This window comes from Bacillus sp. GMa5/1 (assembly GCF_050172015.1).
In the GTDB taxonomy this organism is placed as follows: Bacteria; Bacillota; Bacilli; order Bacillales; family Bacillaceae_G; genus Bacillus_A; species Bacillus_A cereus.
The window spans coordinates 1-17,124 of sequence record NZ_JBNLYC010000097.1 but is presented as its reverse complement, the minus strand read 5'-3'; the positions used below and the strand labels follow the sequence as shown (position 1 = coordinate 17,124).

Genomic DNA, 17,124 nt, shown 5'->3' with positions numbered 1-17,124 from the left:
CGCATATAAAAAAACAAAATATCTGTGCAAATTACAGCGGTGAATAAGTTTATAGACTGCAAAAAAACAAGAAAAAGCAAAACACTAAGTGCTTTGCTCCTTATAAAATTCCTTTTAACTTTTCACCAATTAACCTCGCTACATACTCATAGCCTTCTGGTCCAAAGTGTAATCCATCTTTTTCACCATTTTCTACAAATCTTTTATAATCCCGTTCTTGAATCATTTCAGCGAATACGTTTAGAAAATAACTTCCTGTTTCCCTCGCCACTTTCTCCACCACGTCTGCATACTGACCAAGCACTCTATTTGTTCTATTACGCTGTCTTTCTTCATCAACTGGTGCAGGACTAATCAGTAGTACTTTATCTGATGAAATATGGTTCACAATCTTCTCTAAGTTTTCTTTATATGCTTGTAATGACACTTGAGAAAAAGAAACTGCATCATTCGTACCAAGAAAAACTGTTACGAAATCTGGTTTATATGATATTACATCTTCTTCAATCCTATGTAACGCATCGAATGTATTATCCCCTGGAACACCTGCATTCACTACTTTCCACTTCGGAAACATCTCTTGCAAACGTGGTGTTAATCTCGGCATTCCATCAAAAAATGTTTCATCAGCTGTAATACTATCTCCAAAGCATACTAACGTTTTCATTAAGCTACTCTCCTTTTACGTATGAAACAACTTTCCTTCTATTGCTTTTATATATCTTTCAGCAGAACGTTCAACTGCCTCATCTGCATTTTCTTTTACTACTCGATGAAAAGCATTGTATAAACGATTAAACTGTAACGGCTTCACTCGGTTCACCATTTCTTCCACTTTTCTCGCTGGTAATGGAATTAAGTTTGGATAGCTATACATAAAACTTACCCACCGCTCATCCGCTACAACTTGAATAATATCACCTGTTAACAAAATCCCTTTTCCATCATTACCTTCTTCCCAATGCAATACAGAACCACCACTAAAATGTCCTCCAAGACGATGTACAGTAATCCCATCCGCTAATTGTAAAGACTCACCAGACCAATAAATAATACGACTACTTGGGCGCATCACCCATTCTTTATCATCTTCGTGTATATAAATTGGTACATCAAATGTCTCTGCCCATTCTACTTGCGTTGAATAATAATGAGGATGAGACAATGCAATCGCATCTAATCCACCAAGCTCTTTTATTTTCGCAATTGTCGTTTCATCTAAATACGTAATACAGTCCCATAGTAAACGATATGACTCTGTTTTCACTATAAATGCCGTTTGACCGATCGCAAATCCTGGTTTTGTCGTAATACTATAAAGTCCATTTTCCTCTTCGATTATTACATTTTTATATGTATCATCTGTTTGCAAATTTTCTAAAGTCGTCCAAGACTGCCCTTTCGGATTCACATATTGCCTCTCTTCATCACAAATATGACAACTCACCGGTTCCTCTACACTCGCTGCATACTGCACACCGCACGTTGTACAAACGTAATTTTTCATCATAATTCCCCCTATCCCTATATTTTTATTAAACTGATTTTTGTTGATAATAATCTACTTTTTTATTTTCAATTAATAAACTTATAAAAGTAAGTAAATAAACAACTGTAACTGACAATGGAATTACAGTAAATCCTTTTTGGCTTCTGCAACATTCATCTCACTATCTCCCCAAAAATATTTGTACTATAAAGTCACCTCAACCTCGTCCATCCAATAACGCCAAGCTGCTAAATAATCTTCTAAATCTTTCGGGTGGTGCCGTAAACATGTATCTATACGCAAATATAATCCTATGACTATTTCTTCATATAAATCACGGTCTTTTTTATAAAATACACATTGTTTCATCGCATAATCGATTGTTTCTTTTGTTAAATCTTCCGGGGTTGAACAGAACGCATAAATCAAATCATATATAGGATCTCCTAACACTGGTAAAGGATCAATTACACCGTGCAGTTTATTCCCTTGAAATATAAAATTATGAAATCCAAGATCACCATGCAATAAAAATGGCTGATTTATTCCAGTCCTCCTACTTGGACTATTTGCTAACTTAAAAACCGTTCTATACTCTTCCTCACTTATGTAACGTCTTACATTTTCATGAGCTTCCATCACATTTGTCGTTAAAAATTCATTCCAAGATTGAACTGGGTTTTCTTTCCACCCCCAGCCATCAATCTCTGTAGCTACTTCATACTTATTGATAACTTCCTTTACAAGTTTACTAAGAACACTCCGTTTATGGCCTAGTTTGCAAGAAGTTGTGCCCTCAAGGAATGAGTAAACAATATAGCGATTTAAAGGTTCCTTATATAAAAGCTTTGGAAATAATTCGTCCTTTTTATAAAACTGAAGAAAATAAGCTTCTTCACGTATGACATCCGATTCATTCAACTTTATAACGTATTGTTCATCTAACAAATATATAGTACTTGTCGTTCCCCCGTTTAATGCTTTTACGCTATTTGGATAATGTGAAATAACTTTTTCCTTAACTAGTTGTGCAGTGATTATTGAAATGTCCATTCTCTCACCCTTCAACTCCGAATATTTCCTTAATTCAAAAGACAACTTTACTATTATTTGACAAACATAAGGGAATTCCTCCTAAAAATCTTAATATAACAAAAGATAATTTTATTTCATTTCAACTGCTTCCTTCAATATTCCATCATAAAGTTCATTCCATTTATGGTAATGCGATGTGATTTCTTCACTCCAAATGATCTTCATTTAATCTAGTAATTTCTATTGAATTATCTCTTTCTTTTAACTTAAGAACCAAACTTTCTACACCAAACACTTCTGTAAACGTATGACTGCCTACAATTAAATTAATTCCTTTAAATTTCGCATGTTGCACTGTATATAATGTTTTTTCACCTGTTATGTACGTGTCACATCCTTTTTCTAATGCACGTTCAATCAAATTTGTATTGTTTCCTGCACCGGTTAAGATCGCAATCCGTTTTACTGGTTTATCGTGATTTCTCCAGCTCTTCACTTTCTCTTCCATTTTTTCTTCAAGTTTTCCAACTAAGTTTGAAAAAGGAATCGCTTCTTTATATTCTCCTATTCCCGGTAGTTCTTCTTCCTCATAGGTTGAATATTCCAGTATTGTATCTATCCCAATTGCGTTAAATAACGATGTACACGTGCCAAACTTTACAAAATCTAACGGCAAATGAATCCAAAAATGATTCATTTCATATTGCTTCAATTTCTCAATACAAGCCTCTTCCATACCAAATAAAAAACTCCACGGCGCATGATGTGTAACTATCATATCGACTCCATTTCGATACGCTTCTTCAATAGTTTCTAACGTTAAATTTGTTGTGTAACCGATTTTGTGAAATTCATCTTTACTTATATAAGTAAAACCATATTCATCATCGCCATATTTATGAAGATGCTCTCCAAATAGTGATGTTATATGTTCATTAAACTGCTTTATATTCATTTTTATTTCTCCTTTCATTTACTTTTATATTTCATAAATAAGGAAATACTAAATTACAACGTTACATACATATAGGAGGACAATATGAAACCTGAATTTTTAAAAGCTGTACATGATGCAATCGGAAATGTCGAACACATTCATATAGAGGAAAGCGGTGCTGACAGCTTACTTATTCATCATGATGATGCACAGCAGTTACAACAAGTTGCTAAGGCGTTAGAAAATAATAATTTCCGCTCCGCTTTAAGAACAACTGGAAATGCTTCGTACATTGAAGTATTGAACAGATAATGAAAGTCCGGATGTATTCCGGGCTTTCTTTTTATCCCGCTATTCACCGGGCAGTAAGACCCCACTGATTAAAGTTTCACTTTATATTGAAACTTCAAACTCTTTCACATACACCGCTGTTCCAGCAATATCTATTTGTAACTTTTCGTTTTCTATCCCTTTCGTTACATAAACAGTTACACGACCATCTTTATTTATTTCCTGTCCTTGCTCAACGATTAAACTCAATTCATGTTCAAAACCTTTCTCTAAATACTCCGCATAATACGCTCCCATTACACCTGAAGCTGTTCCTGTCACTGGATCTTCAATCGTCCCAGCGTAAGCTGATGAAAAATGCCGGCCGTGCATTTGTGCTATTTCATCATAAGTTTCTAGACAAATTGGGTGAATAGAAGCATTAGGTATTTCTTTTAATACTGATGGAAATGCAGCATTATTAGGTTTCATTCTCTCACATGCATTAAGATTTTTAATCGGTACAATTACAGTCCAATTACCAGTACTTCCATATACAATCGGTAAACTTACATCTAAATCATTTACTTCTAAACCCATACTATGAGCTAATTCTTCTGCTGAACCTGTAAATTCTTTAAACTGAGGTGCTGCCTGTCTCATTTTAATAAAGGTTTCTCCATTTTCATTTACACCTATTTGTATCGGTAAAATCCCAGCCTTCGTTTCAATCATAAGGTTACTTTTCTCTTCTAATAAACCTTTTTCGCGCAAGGCATATATCGTCCCTACTGTCCCATGACCACATAACTCCATTTCAAAACCAGGTGTAAAATAGCGCATTCTTATATCTCCTACTTCTGAGGAAAGAACAAAAGTTGTTTCGTTATATCCAACTTTTTCAGCAATAATTTGCATTTCCTCTTCCGTTAATCCATCTGCTTCTAATACAATACCTGCTGGATTTCCCTTATTTGGTTTATTCGTAAATGCGTCGTAATGAAATATATTTATAGTCTTCATTTTCTTTTCTCCTTATTTGTCCATTTCTTTATTTTTATAATCAATAAGAAAATCGATCTAACCAACTTTCATAATCAGCTTTTTGAAATGGACGGATAATGAGTCTATCCGTCTCTACTTCTAATAACGATAGCTTCATTTAATTTCATCCCTCGAAATATTAATTGAATATTCTTTATTATCTTACACAAAATACAAAATCTAGTAAATCATTATGTTTTTGATACATAAAAACCCAGTCATGCTTTATACATAACTGGGTTCTCCATCGTTTCATAATTTTCTATTTCACAAGAACTGCATCTCGTAATTCCCTCTTCAACACTTTTCCTAAAGCGTTTTTCGGTAACTCATCTATGAATACTACTTCTGGTATTTTATAACTTGCTAACTTCTCCTTACAATACTGAATAATACTTTCTTCTGTTAATGTTGTTTCGCCATCCTTCACAATGTAAGCTCTTGGAACCTCTCCCCAAAAGTCATCTGGAACTCCAACTACTGCAACTTCTAAAACACCATGTATTTCATGAATAACATCTTCTACCTGATCTGGATATACGTTGTCACCACCGCGTATAATAACGTCTTTATATCTTCCCATAATATGCAGGAATCCATCATCATCTATCATGCCAGCATCGCCCATGTTAAACCAGCTATCTTTTACTACCTTCTTTGTCGCCTTTTCATTATTCCAATATCCTTTAAACATGTATGGACTTTTCACATGAATCTCTCCAACTTCATTTGTTGTTAGTTCATGTCCTGTTTCTGGGTGAACAATTTTCACCTCTACATTTTTCAAGGTCTTTCCTACAGAAGACATCTTTTCTTTTCCCATCATTGGATGCCATGAGGTTACAACCCAACCTTCTGTACTACCATAGCCTTGCACCATATATATGCCTTTTTCCATATATTTTTGAATGAGTGTTTCTGGCACTTTTGTACCACCGCTTTGTGCTACTTTAAAGGTTGAAATGTTACGTTCTTTTTTATTTAGTTCATCAAGCATGTAACTATAAACGGCTGGGAAAGCAAGCATCGTAGTAATTTTCTCTTCTTCAATCTTATCCCAAATAAGAGCAGGATTCGAATCAGCTAAGAAGATCATTGTAACGCCATGATAAATACAATTTAAAATAGAAAGCACGCCACTCATATGAAACAATGGATGCACAGATAAAAAGCGTTCACCTGCTGGGATTTCTCTTTGTCCCGCAATTTCAGCAAAATAATGATGTAAGTTTTTATGTCCAATTACACATGCTTTTGCCTGTCCAGTCGTTCCTGATGTAAACAAGTAAATGGCATCGTCTTCTTCATGAACTTCTACGTTCGGTTCTGTCGTTGGCTGTTTTTGCAACTCTAATTCAAATGAACCAAAGCCTTCTTTTGTTGTTTGAATTACATAAGGAATTTCTTTAACAGCATCAACCTTTAATAACACTTCATTAAATTCTTCATCAATAACTAACACTTTTAATTTCGCTTCTTTTACAATCGTTTCTAATTCATAAACAGTCAGCTGATGATTTAGCGGGATAAATACCGCTCCAATTTTTAAACTTGCCATCATAACGCTTGGAAATGGGTGATTATTTTTGCATAGTATTCCTATACGATCTCCTCTTTGCACACCATTATATAACAAATAATGTGCAAACTGATTTACTCGTTCATTATATTGCTGAAACGAATATCTTTTCTTCCCCCCTACAAGCGCTTCCAAATTTGGTGATTGCATTGCTCTCTTTTGTAATAATTGTCGCATCGTTCTCAAGTAAAACTCCCCTTTATATATGTTAGGTTTTTTATTTTACCAGATTAACTATTAATTTACTAAAGATTACACTTAGTGAATATAAGAAGAATATAAAATATCCATTTACTTTACAAGTAAATGGATATTTCCCATTATATATTAGAATACTTCTTGTTCATCACATATTGCACATACTCAGGTGCACTTTTATCAATCTCTTCATCACCTAGTTTATATTCTGCACCATATAAATAAAAGGAAGGTATAAATTCCATACCTGTGTATAAGCATGTAGCTTGGAATGGTTTCGTCAACTCATCCATTGTAATCCCACTATTTTCATAGTCTTTTTCTAATCCACCTATAGAAATAGCTACACCAAATTCTTTCCCCTTCACTTTATCTCCTTTAGATCCGTACGCAAATCCATATGTTAATACATCATCGAACCATTTTTTTAATAATGGTGGTGAGCTGTACCAGTAAAGCGGAAATTGAAATATATATCTGTCATGTTCTACTAATAACTTTTGCTCTTCTTCAATATTAAACTCCCAATTCGGTGCCACTTTATACAATTCATGCACCGTAATTTCATCCGAATATTTCTCAAGTTCTTCAATCCATCTTTTATTAATTTTTGATTTTTCAATATCAGGATGTGCTACAATTACAAGTGTTTTCATCTTTTTTCATCCCCTTTATAAATTATTCAACCCTTTACGTATTAGTATGAATGAGTCACATATAATTGAAAAGTACGTACTTTAAAGTGCTATAGGAACCTTAAAGTACCTGTGGAGGTGTTATATGAATCAAAATGATAATTGCCCAATTGCAACAACACTCGATGTAATCGGTGGAAAATGGAAAGTTCATATTTTATGTATTTTGTCAGATGGAAAAATGCGAACAAATGAAATTAAACGAGAAATCCCAAACATTACACAAAAGGTTCTTACACAACAACTTCGGCAACTTGAAGCTGATGGGATTATCTATCGTACCGTATATCAAGAAGTTCCACCAAAGGTTGAGTACACACTAAGTGAATACGGAAAATCTTTAATGCAAATAATGGATAATCTGTTTGAATGGGGAAAAGATCATCAGATTAAAAGATTACATGACTAAAAAAGCACTATATACTTTGTTTCATCCTCTACGTTCATATTTTTTATTTCTATAAAGTTTATTTTCATCATTTTTTAGCTAACTTGTTTTCTTAGATTGATGGACGTGACCCCACATCCATCAATCTAAAAAGATACAATTAGAAAAATGAGATTTCTATAAAGTTTCGCATATAAACACTACTTCAGCCTCATTAAACGCTCGCTCTACTTTTTCTAATCTCAATTGTACGTAAGCTATAAAGAAGCACCCCTAAACCGAGAATTTTTTCATTATTAGACGCATTAGAACCTAAGGTAATAGTAGGTACATTTAAACCCATGAACCTTTCACTCCATTCTATAGGCATATAAAAAGATACTCCTTAAAAATAAAAAACGCTATTCTCTCTGTAAAATCATAGAAAAGAATAGCGCTTTTTATTTTGAAATAGAAATCATCATTTAAACTAAACATGCTAATATTGATTTTGTGCGATTGTCAGTTACCTCATAATAAATTTCTAATCCTTTCCGAGTACCTGTAACCATTTTAGCAGCTTTTAGTTTAGATAAATGTTGACTAATTGTACTTTGAGGCATTTGTAAATCCCCATACATTGTTGTTACATTAGTAGGACCTTTTGCAAGCATTATTTTTACTAAAGATAGACGAACTGGATGCGCCAATACCTTTAACACCTCAGCGATTTCTTGAAACATTTCTTTTTTTTCTTTCATCTTATTTCTCCCCTTTTATATACATATTTATGTTATCCATATATATAATTCGAAGGTATATGCGTTTTTGTGTCCGTCATTTTAAAAAAATATAAAAAAACTTTAATCCGAAACTAAAGGATTAGCTTAACATAATGTCTCACCATTAATGATGAATAGGAATCTCATTATAGAAGCAGCAGTTTTTATACTACAACTCTACATTCAACTAACTAAAACCAATGAAAAAAAGAGCAGATAGTCTGCTCTTTTATGATGCCTCCTTATGTTCCGTGGAATGTTTAACACTCCCCAGTCTCTTTAGTTTATTCCACCCTACCGCTACTCCTCGAAGCGATGAGAATATAGATTTAATGACAACATAAGTCATAAATTGGCGATAAATAAAACGTTGTAAAATTAACCATGCCAATGGTTTTGGGTTCTCTTCCTCTAATTTAAATGCGAACAGAGAAGCGAGAAGATCCATTAAAAAGAAAACAAGATAAAATCCTAAAACTTTTAGCGGATTACTACTAAATAGTCCTATAATCATTAATATATCTGCAAAAGGAGCAATGAATTGCAGCACATATTGGAATAACCACATATTAGGCAGTGCAATAAATCCTAATGTTTTATGCTTTGGATTACATAACGCTTTTCGATGTTTCCAAAGACATTGAAGTGTACCATATGACCAACGATACCGCTGTTTAATGAGACTTTTCACATCTTCAGGTGATTCCGTAAAAGCATGCGCTTTTTCTTCATATACAATTCTATGCCCTTGACGTAAAAATGTAATAGTAAGATCCGTATCTTCTGCTAACGTATCTTCGCTTAAATATCCAGATTCAACTACATTCTTTTTGCGCCACGCCCCAATAGCTCCTGGAACTACTGTAATACAATTTAACTCATCAAAAGCTCTACGTTCTAAATTAAACCCTGTAATGTACTCAACATGTTGCCAAGTAGTTAACAAATTCCGTCTATTCCCCACTTTGACATTACCTGAAACTGCAGCTACATTCTGATTTTCAAAGTGTCTAACCATTAGAGAAATGGCGTCTTGCGCAATAATAGTATCCGCATCTAAAGTGACAATGATTTCTCCTCGCGATTGTTGAAACCCTAGGTTCATTGCCGATGATTTCCCGCCGTTTTCTTTCTGAATGAAACGAACTTTAGGGTGTTTATAAAATGTTTCTTTCATTACTTTTGACGTACCATCTGTCGATCCGTCATCCACAACAATAACTTCAAATTCTCTATAATTACTATCCAAAATTGAGTGAATTGTCTTGGCTATCACCTTTTCTTCATTATATGCTGCTATGACAACACTAACAAAAGGTTGATAGGACGAATTAATATAGCGAGATAACGTTTTTCTTTTCTGCTTCCATGCAAAATAAATTAAGAATAAAAATCGAAAAATCCCTAATCCAATAGCAATATAAAAAATAGTTGTTAATATATGCTTAAAGTATCCTGCCCCTGAAAAGACAGCTTTATTGTAAAGCAAATATTGCTTCCCCTCAGAAGAAACAGGAGGCATGATTTCATCTCGTTCTTTATTCATTAAATCTGAAATTGTTACAAAACTATATCCATGCTTTTTTAGGTCTTTAATAATAATTGGGAGCGCCTCTACTGTATGTGTACGGTTCCCTCCCGCATCATGGAGAAGAATAATATTTCCCTCTCCCTTATAAATGGGATTAAGAGCACGCTTTACTAATTCATTTGTTGATGGTATTGCCCAGTCTTCGGGATCAACTTTTTCCGCTACCATTGTATAGTTCATATTTTGTGCACGTAAAATAGGCAATATTTCATTTGATGAATCCGGGTTAGCATCCGCTTCATATGGCGGTCTAAATAAAACCGTAGAATGTCCAGTTACTTCCTGAATTAAACGTTGCGTCGTATTAAGTTCTACTTTCGTTCGTAGTAAAGACGTATCTGCTATGTTAGGATGCTTGAAAGTATGATTGCCAATTTCATGCCCTTCATCGTATATTCTTTTTACAATACTAGTATTTAGTTGCGCGTTTTCACCAAGTACAAAAAAAGCAGCTTTTATTTGATTCTCTTTTAATATATCTAATATTTCTGGCGTATATTTCGGGTCTGGTCCATCATCAAATGTTAATACTACTTGTTTCCCATTTGGTTTTCCATATCGTTGCACTTCATATGCAGATGGTAAGGATTGATATACTTCATCTGTAATATAATCATCTTTGCCTACTTTAAAATCTCTCAATCCATTTTTTCTTTCATTCTCAATCTGTAAAATTTCACCTTGTCCAGAATAATTCACTTCATCTAAACTACTGATTTTATGTAATACATTAGGATTTTTTTGTACCTCAATAGGATTTTTTAAAACTTTCCATATTGTAGGATCTTCTGCTCCTAATCTCCATAGCGCAAACCCCTTTGCATGATTGTCCATTGCGATTTTCACTTGATTATAAAGAGTAACACCGTCTAAGAACCAAGCAGTATGTTCTTTCTCTCCTGTTTTATATCTAAAATACGGATTTCCACTCACCTTATCCCATTGAATTTTTATATTTGAATCATGAGCCATTGCCATAACTTCTGAGAAAGTCATAGACTTTGCAGCTTCTTTACTATTTACTTCCCAATCATATCCATAGTTACCGAAAGCAACTATAAGTTTATTAGACGGAATATTCAGTTCTTTTAATGTATGTTGGAACCATTTATTTGAAGCAATTGGTCCTGGTTCCCCCGCTCCATAGTGCTCATCGTACATCATTACAATCATTCGATCTATTATTTTTGCTAACGCACTATAATCAAAAGCCTTATCATTAGCTGGAACATCTTGTGTAACGAGCAAATCATGTTCATGAAATTCCTTAGTAAGTTCTTTCATAAAATTTGTTAAGTTTTCTCTATCACTTTCAGGTACGGCCTCAAAGTCAATATTAATACCTGAAAACTGATTTTTTTTAACTTGGATTACTAAATCATTAATAAACTTTGTCTTTACATCGTTTGAGGAACTCAGTAACTTATGAATTAGCCCACTATCAGGACCAGAAGCTTCCTCAGTATAGTTAGTAAGCAAAGGCATAATCTTCACTTGATTTTTTTCTGCCAACTTTACTATCTCAGGTTTTATCTCACTTCTAATCGTTAAATCTGCTTTTAAATGATACCACTCTGGTACTAACGTAGTTAATGAATCGATATTTTCTTTTAAAGAAGCGGTACTATTTTCATCCCAGTTTACATAAAAACCATACACTTCTTTAGGATGTTTACTATCCTTCGGCGGATTCACCAAATTTTTATTATCCTTTGTTTCGGTATTTGGGTTAAATGCTTCCTTCTTTAACTGCTGATCACTAAGTTTTTGATTAATTGGTACAAGTTTAGTATCTTGTTGTACAGCGGTATTCATATTTGGAATTTCTGGTGTTGAAAAAATACTTTGAAAGAAAAAATAAAATACAACACTTACACTAACTATTGAGATACATAGAAACCAAATAAAGGCTATGTCTCTCCTTCCTTTCGGATCATAAAAAACAGGTTTTTCTTTATCTTTCTCTTGTTGAATGTTTTTCTCCATTATATTTTTCACATACTCCTTCTTAATAGAACTATAGAATATTAAAGTGCAACTTTAATCAGTGGGGGTTTTGTTCATCCCCCACTAATCATCAGCCCTCACCAATCGGCCTGCCCAGCAAATAGCGGAATAAATCCTTTTAGCTTTGAAGTGAATCTCTCACTTCCATATTCTATTGATTCTTCTTTTCATTCCCTTGCTGGTGGCCTCTATTTTCTTGTTGAGACCCCCTACCATTGTTCCCTTGCTCGTTTCCGTCATTTTCTTTCTGGGATCCTCTTCCATTGTTCCCTTGCCCATTTCCATTATTCCCTTGTTGAGATCCTCTTCCATTGTTCCCTTGCTGATTCCCATTATTTCCTTGTTGAGGATCTCTTCCGTTGTTCCCTTGCCCATTTCCATTATTCCCTTGTTGAGACCCTCTTCCGTTGTTCCCTTGCTCATTTCCATTATTTCCTTGTTGAGATCCTCTTCCATTGTTCCCTTGCTCGTTTCCGTTATTTCCCTGTTGAGATCCTCTTCCGTTGTTCCCTTGCCCATTTCCATTATTTCCTTGTTGAGATCCTCTTCCGTTGTTCCCTTTCCCATTTCCATTATTCCCTTGTTGAGATCCTCTTCCGTTGTTCCCTTTCCCATTTCCATTATTTCCTTGTTGAGCTTCTCTACTGTTATTCTCCTGTTGATTCCCTCTATTTTCTTGCTGAGATCCTCTTCCATTGTTTTCTTTTATTTGCTTCGATGGCTGTTCCTCTGTTTTCTTTTGTTCTTTCTGCTCTTGCTTTTCATATTTTTTTTCTTTTACAGGAGACAAATCGAGTGTTGCATCAGGAGATGACTCCGGGTGTGATTGCACCTCTTCTTCGTTTTCCACCGGATTAGACGGGGTGACAGGAGGCGTAAGTGATTTGTTCTTCTCATTCTCTTGCTTTATATAAACACCTGTGCCAATTCCAGCTTTTCTAGCATTCTCTCGTATTTGCATTGTGCTACTTTGATATTCAACTGTAATATGTTTTAGCTCATATTCTTTCTTTAATTCTTTCATTGCCTTTTCCAAAAGTGGTTCTAGTGCCTTGTCCTTTGCAACAGCTGTTAGCATAACTTGCTTATCATTCGTTAAATACTTATCCTCTTGACTTTGCTTTATAATAGTACGTATTACTTCTTGTAATTGTTTATTTTCCCATTGCTTCAATTCTTTTAAAATACGCCTTCCATCATCATTACAAGCCTGCAAATCTATAACACGAAAATCCTTTGTTACGCTCACCTCTAAACTTGGATTTATATCAACTGAGACGTAAGCAAATACTTTTTCTTCTGGTTGGTTGTAGAAAAACAGCACTGCAAATAGAAAACAAGCAACAAGTATTGATGCAGGCTTTAAAAAGGAAGGAATCGAAAAATGCGATGCTTTTTGTTCTTGCTCATCAAACGAGATTTCCTCCCCGATTATGCAAGAATCCCCTTTTCTTTTACACGTAATAAACTCTCCATTTGGTGTTAAAACAACTACGCTATGCTTTTTTATATCCATCACAATTCCTTTATTCATCATGCTTTTCCCCTCTTATGTAATCCAGAATATATGTATAGTTGTTTGCAAAAATAATACACATTGCAATAATGTATTTTCTATGTCGTTCCAACGTTTTACGACTTACCCTAACACGCGGTTCAATCTGTTTAAGCGGTAACTTTTTCTTTCGGAACAGCTCTTCCATCATTTCCTCTTCTTTTATAATTATTTTCACAATTTCTATTAAGTGCTCACGTGTATCACGATGCTTAGGAGATTCTTTAGCAAGCTCTGAGAATGTGATTTTAAACTCAGCTAGCACACTTTGAAAATGAAGAATTTCCTCCTTACGGTTACTATTTTCCATCTCTTTCATATACTCCGTAAGCGACACTTGCATTTCTAACATTTCCTCTTGCTCATCTTCTTTTAAAAAGACAAAGTTATGTTTAGACTCCTTACGTATATAGTCAATTACATCTCTTTTTATAAGAAGATCAGCAAACGCTAAAAAGGATTTTCCTTTTGTATAGGAATACTGTTCAATTGCTTCGTTAAAAGCAAACAATCCAATGCTATATTCATCATCCTGTTCTGTAATATATCGACGGCAGACAGATGAGATTGATTTTCTAATAAAAGGCTGATACTGTACGATAAACGCTTCTTTGTCTTCTTCGTTGTTTTGTATGTTACATACGATATCTTCTATTTTCGGTTTTCTTAAGATCTTCATTACTAAACTCAACACTTGTAATCTCCCAGCCTCCTTCAAATAGCAAAATGGCCACTACACAAGTGACCATTTAACCAGATTTTCTTGGTACTTTTCTTCGGTCTTGTTTTCTTGCTGTTAGTTATATTTTTCGAGCCTAACTTTTCCCAACGTTTTCTTAATAATTTTCCTTTTCTCTCGGCACTAAAGTTAAGTTTGTATTTTTATCTACTTTCTTATTTTCTACCGTTCGTTTTGCTTATTCTCTTTCTATTTTATCTGCAAACCTTGAATAACTCTTCTCTATATAATTGGTAATTTCATCCTTCCATTTTGGATGCCACTTAATCTAGTAATTTTATTAATACTTCTATATTCTTTCATAGTCATTTTTCTTCTATTTATTTTTTTCACTATACATATTCGGAGGAGTACAAAGTTTTATGGGGGTCAAAAAATATTTTCATAAAAAAATACATATTTATTTCAAAAATAAAAACCATCAATTTGAAAAAGGGTAATCAAATTGATGGTTTTCTTATAATATCTATTAAATTAAGTTGGATTCTCATTATATCTAAAAAAGCACTAACTATTTTCTACTGGTTTTCTCCATTTTTATCTTTCTTGGTTATCATAATATGTCTTATCTGCGTATTTTCTATCATTTCCTTTTAGATAAGCTAAAATTACTTTTGGATTTTTAAGTAAAGTCCAGTCTCCATATGTATCAAATCTTCTGCATGAAGTTATCATTCCATTTTTAATAGTACCGAATTTCTTATTATTTTTCTTTCCCCATTCTTTTAACCGTTTAGCGAAATCTGCATCTTCTGCCATAAGCATGTTTTCATTAAATCCGTTAATTGCCATAAAGTCTTTTCTATAGCACCAAAAAATCCCTACAGATATAGCACCGTACTTAAAAAGTAAGGGGATGATTATTAACATTGCGGAGAGAATTATTCCTAAAGATATTCTTTCAAACTTTCCATTTACCCCACCACCAATGTATTTACCTGAAGCTAAATATTTATCTACATTAAACAACATAGACTCTGTCATTATGGTATCAGCGTCTATAGTGACGATTATTTCTCCATTAGCTATTTTAGCCCCTGCATTTCGAATTTTAGATAAGTTTTTATCGTTATTTTTCAATGTAACACAATTATAAGATTTTGCTATTTCCTCTGTTTTATCTGTGCAACGATTTAAAACAACTATAACTTCCGTTTGCTCTTTATATGCCTCTGATGCCTTTGCAATTGAATCTAAACATTTTCTAATGTACTTTTCTTCATTGTGTGCAGGAATTATAATAGAAAACTTCACATCTTTTTTCAAATTGACTCCTGAAGATTCGTTTGTCTCAGTCATAATATGCCCCCTTATTTTATAAGGTAAATATCTGTTATACATAACTTATATTAATATTTATTAGGTTATATTATAGAAACTGAAGGTAAAGAGGCTCTTACTGTCGACGTTCAAAAGCAAGACGTACAGCAAGCCCCGTTAAAACACTTGCCATAAGCCAACGCTGCCGTTGGGCGTGTGCATTTCGCAATTTTACTTGCTGTACATACAATTACAAGGTTAACTATAAAGCTAACAATGATTTGCGTAAGGCCCAAAACTGCACCTTGAAAAAGTAATGACCCCTTCTCTGGATCTTCAAATTGAGGTAGAAGTGATACATACAAAATAGCAATCTTTGGAGTCAAAAGTAACCTATCCGTAGAGCTACTAAAACTACTACAAATAAAGCAAAGCAACATGTAATATTTCGAATCCACTTTTGTATATCACCAAAATACCTTTCTATAAATATAGCGTTGATAGTAAGCATAAGAAATAAAACAAAGAAAGGCAGCGAGGTATAGATCCATTTTTATCTTCATGGCTGGAACTGTACTCCTTACCAAACTTCTAAATGAAATGTATAGCTCAGTAGTTACCTTATTTTTCAAAAAGACATTCTGATTATTTCTTTTTCACTTCTTCTACAAATTCCCATGTTTCTCCGTTATCTTTTGATTGATAAAGTGCACTACTATCGCCATTGTAGTCTCCATCTGCCCCTTGTCCAACTAACATATTAAAAACCCCATCTTTCTCATATGGCATACTAGGAGAATCAAAAGGACTTATTGTGGACTGTGTATGATCTAATTTCACTTCATGCGGCGGATATTCTACCTTTTTGAAAGATACTCCCCCATCATCTGTGCGATATAACTCTCCTTCATTACCAGAAGGCCTAATTGCTCCTAAAAACCCAAGTTTATCATTTATAAAAATGATTCCTGATACACTACCAATCCCCCCATTAAATGGGTCTGGATTGATAACCTCCCATGTTTTCCCTTCATCACTAGTCTTGCTTAATGAATAAAAGGCGCTCCCTAATGCTTTATCTGTCATATTTAGTTTATAACCAACTTCTTTCGATAGGAAAAACTGTTCTTTTTCATTCTTTAAATCTTGTTGTTCCTTCTCTTTAAGCATATCTTCTTTTGGAGGCGTCTTTGATTTACTCCAACTTGCGTCACTTATTAAATTATATCTAGCAGGGACTAGCTCTTTCTCTTTTCCAGGGACAAATATAGATACAGTATATCCAATGATATCAGAAGCTGCTTCTTTAACACTCTGCCTCTTACCATCCTCAGTAATATTAATAATTCCCTCTGTATTGGATCCCCAATTTCTTTTTCCATAATAAATCAGCCCATACTTACTTTCATTCCATTTTTTGACCGTTTGCTTAACTGGGATCGCCTTAACCGTTTTAATTAAAGGTTCTACTAATTTATCATCATTATAATCAGGCTTTGCATATCCATCTCGTATTATAGTAATATCTTCTGATTTCTTCTTATTATAAGAGATTAAATAAGTTTCTTCTTTCCCA

The 17,124-nt window shown here is 33.9% G+C and carries 16 protein-coding genes and 4 pseudogenes; 2 read left to right on the top strand and 18 right to left on the bottom strand.

Translation table 11 applies throughout. The annotated features are described in order from the left end of the window. Positions 1-100: 100 nt before the first annotated feature. The 5 genes and pseudogenes from ACQGSG_RS19625 to ACQGSG_RS19605 form a co-directional block, all read right to left on the bottom strand. Positions 101-667, bottom strand: a complete 567-nt coding sequence (locus ACQGSG_RS19625) for an SGNH/GDSL hydrolase family protein (protein WP_000855198.1) — start codon at positions 665-667, stop codon at positions 101-103. Positions 668-682: 15 nt separating this feature from the next. After that, positions 683-1,510, bottom strand: coding sequence for an MBL fold metallo-hydrolase (locus ACQGSG_RS19620; RefSeq protein ID WP_080024542.1), 828 nt, complete (start codon positions 1,508-1,510; stop codon positions 683-685). 25 nt (positions 1,511-1,535) lie between these two features. Then, positions 1,536-1,652, bottom strand: a pseudogene (locus ACQGSG_RS19615) (DUF7010 family protein); the annotation flags it as partial. 41 nt (positions 1,653-1,693) lie between these two features. Next, positions 1,694-2,542 (bottom strand): aminoglycoside phosphotransferase family protein, encoded by an 849-nt coding sequence (locus tag ACQGSG_RS19610; protein ID WP_325842305.1) that lies wholly within the window; start codon positions 2,540-2,542, stop codon positions 1,694-1,696. A 187-nt stretch (positions 2,543-2,729) separates the two neighbouring features. Next, a complete protein-coding gene (locus ACQGSG_RS19605; protein ID WP_001022446.1) occupies positions 2,730-3,479 on the bottom strand; it encodes a Nif3-like dinuclear metal center hexameric protein in 750 nt (249 codons plus the stop codon). An 84-nt stretch (positions 3,480-3,563) separates the two neighbouring features. Between ACQGSG_RS19605 and ACQGSG_RS19600 the strand changes: the two genes are divergently transcribed. Continuing rightward, positions 3,564-3,773 (top strand): hypothetical protein, encoded by a 210-nt coding sequence (locus ACQGSG_RS19600; RefSeq protein ID WP_000801651.1) that lies wholly within the window; start codon positions 3,564-3,566, stop codon positions 3,771-3,773. Between the two features lie 81 nt (positions 3,774-3,854). Here ACQGSG_RS19600 and ACQGSG_RS19595 read toward each other — a convergent pair whose 3' ends face one another. From ACQGSG_RS19595 to ACQGSG_RS19580, 4 genes and pseudogenes are all read right to left on the bottom strand, one after another. Beyond that, positions 3,855-4,754 (bottom strand): PhzF family phenazine biosynthesis isomerase, encoded by a 900-nt coding sequence (locus ACQGSG_RS19595; RefSeq protein ID WP_426947870.1) that lies wholly within the window; start codon positions 4,752-4,754, stop codon positions 3,855-3,857. A 46-nt stretch (positions 4,755-4,800) separates the two neighbouring features. Beyond that, positions 4,801-4,893: pseudogene (locus tag ACQGSG_RS19590) on the bottom strand (GNAT family N-acetyltransferase); the annotation flags it as partial. A 144-nt stretch (positions 4,894-5,037) separates the two neighbouring features. Further along, entirely contained in the window at positions 5,038-6,531 is a 1,494-nt protein-coding gene (locus tag ACQGSG_RS19585; RefSeq protein ID WP_088046482.1) for a class I adenylate-forming enzyme family protein, read from the bottom strand. Positions 6,532-6,674: 143 nt separating this feature from the next. Then, the gene (locus ACQGSG_RS19580) at positions 6,675-7,208 is read right to left on the bottom strand and encodes an NAD(P)H-dependent oxidoreductase (protein ID WP_000855230.1); all 534 of its coding nucleotides are present in this window, start codon (positions 7,206-7,208) and stop codon (positions 6,675-6,677) included. Positions 7,209-7,332: 124 nt separating this feature from the next. Here ACQGSG_RS19580 and ACQGSG_RS19575 point away from each other — a divergent pair, with 124 nt between their 5' ends. Further along, complete coding sequence (locus ACQGSG_RS19575; protein ID WP_001072981.1) at positions 7,333-7,656, top strand: winged helix-turn-helix transcriptional regulator; 324 nt, start codon at positions 7,333-7,335, stop codon at positions 7,654-7,656. Between the two features lie 193 nt (positions 7,657-7,849). Here ACQGSG_RS19575 and ACQGSG_RS19570 read toward each other — a convergent pair whose 3' ends face one another. From ACQGSG_RS19570 to ACQGSG_RS19530, 9 genes and pseudogenes are all read right to left on the bottom strand, one after another. Next, positions 7,850-8,005, bottom strand: coding sequence for a hypothetical protein (locus ACQGSG_RS19570; RefSeq protein ID WP_001121202.1), 156 nt, complete (start codon positions 8,003-8,005; stop codon positions 7,850-7,852). Between the two features lie 94 nt (positions 8,006-8,099). Further along, complete coding sequence (locus ACQGSG_RS19565) at positions 8,100-8,375, bottom strand: ArsR/SmtB family transcription factor (RefSeq protein WP_000660066.1); 276 nt, start codon at positions 8,373-8,375, stop codon at positions 8,100-8,102. A gap of 250 nt (positions 8,376-8,625) precedes the next feature. Next, a complete protein-coding gene (locus ACQGSG_RS19560) occupies positions 8,626-11,973 on the bottom strand; it encodes a glycosyltransferase (RefSeq protein WP_325842311.1) in 3,348 nt (1,115 codons plus the stop codon). Between the two features lie 172 nt (positions 11,974-12,145). After that, positions 12,146-13,531 (bottom strand): anti-sigma factor domain-containing protein, encoded by a 1,386-nt coding sequence (locus tag ACQGSG_RS19555; protein ID WP_098394818.1) that lies wholly within the window; start codon positions 13,529-13,531, stop codon positions 12,146-12,148. Next, positions 13,521-14,243, bottom strand: coding sequence for an RNA polymerase sigma factor SigI (gene sigI, locus ACQGSG_RS19550; protein ID WP_002101143.1), 723 nt, complete (start codon positions 14,241-14,243; stop codon positions 13,521-13,523). Before sigI ends, ACQGSG_RS19555 begins: the two co-directional genes overlap by 11 nt. A 582-nt stretch (positions 14,244-14,825) precedes the next feature. Further along, positions 14,826-15,587 (bottom strand): glycosyltransferase, encoded by a 762-nt coding sequence (locus tag ACQGSG_RS19545; protein ID WP_325842448.1) that lies wholly within the window; start codon positions 15,585-15,587, stop codon positions 14,826-14,828. A 97-nt stretch (positions 15,588-15,684) separates the two neighbouring features. Continuing rightward, positions 15,685-15,937: pseudogene (locus tag ACQGSG_RS19540) on the bottom strand (LysE family translocator); the annotation flags it as partial. Then, positions 15,931-16,086: pseudogene (locus ACQGSG_RS19535) on the bottom strand (DUF3963 domain-containing protein); the annotation flags it as partial. The pseudogenes ACQGSG_RS19540 and ACQGSG_RS19535, both read right to left, overlap by 7 nt. 107 nt (positions 16,087-16,193) lie before the next feature. Next, positions 16,194-17,124 (bottom strand): WD40/YVTN/BNR-like repeat-containing protein (locus tag ACQGSG_RS19530; protein ID WP_426947867.1); only part of this gene is annotated, 931 nt, incomplete at its 5' end.

What these genes read in the sequence shown, in the direction of transcription:
- ACQGSG_RS19625 (WP_000855198.1), bottom strand. Translation starts at nt 667, where the DNA reads ATGAAAACGTTAGTATGCTTTGGAGATAGTATTACAGCTGATGAAACA.
- ACQGSG_RS19620 (WP_080024542.1), bottom strand. Translation starts at nt 1,510, where the DNA reads ATGATGAAAAATTACGTTTGTACAACGTGCGGTGTGCAGTATGCAGCG.
- ACQGSG_RS19610 (WP_325842305.1), bottom strand. Translation starts at nt 2,542, where the DNA reads ATGGACATTTCAATAATCACTGCACAACTAGTTAAGGAAAAAGTTATT.
- ACQGSG_RS19605 (WP_001022446.1), bottom strand. Translation starts at nt 3,479, where the DNA reads ATGAATATAAAGCAGTTTAATGAACATATAACATCACTATTTGGAGAG.
- ACQGSG_RS19600 (WP_000801651.1), top strand. Translation starts at nt 3,564, where the DNA reads ATGAAACCTGAATTTTTAAAAGCTGTACATGATGCAATCGGAAATGTC.
- ACQGSG_RS19595 (WP_426947870.1), bottom strand. Translation starts at nt 4,754, where the DNA reads ATGAAGACTATAAATATATTTCATTACGACGCATTTACGAATAAACCA.
- ACQGSG_RS19585 (WP_088046482.1), bottom strand. Translation starts at nt 6,531, where the DNA reads ATGCGACAATTATTACAAAAGAGAGCAATGCAATCACCAAATTTGGAA.
- ACQGSG_RS19580 (WP_000855230.1), bottom strand. Translation starts at nt 7,208, where the DNA reads ATGAAAACACTTGTAATTGTAGCACATCCTGATATTGAAAAATCAAAA.
- ACQGSG_RS19575 (WP_001072981.1), top strand. Translation starts at nt 7,333, where the DNA reads ATGAATCAAAATGATAATTGCCCAATTGCAACAACACTCGATGTAATC.
- ACQGSG_RS19570 (WP_001121202.1), bottom strand. Translation starts at nt 8,005, where the DNA reads ATGCCTATAGAATGGAGTGAAAGGTTCATGGGTTTAAATGTACCTACT.
- ACQGSG_RS19565 (WP_000660066.1), bottom strand. Translation starts at nt 8,375, where the DNA reads ATGAAAGAAAAAAAAGAAATGTTTCAAGAAATCGCTGAGGTGTTAAAG.
- ACQGSG_RS19560 (WP_325842311.1), bottom strand. Translation starts at nt 11,973, where the DNA reads ATGGAGAAAAACATTCAACAAGAGAAAGATAAAGAAAAACCTGTTTTT.
- ACQGSG_RS19555 (WP_098394818.1), bottom strand. Translation starts at nt 13,531, where the DNA reads ATGATGAATAAAGGAATTGTGATGGATATAAAAAAGCATAGCGTAGTT.
- ACQGSG_RS19545 (WP_325842448.1), bottom strand. Translation starts at nt 15,587, where the DNA reads ATGACTGAGACAAACGAATCTTCAGGAGTCAATTTGAAAAAAGATGTG.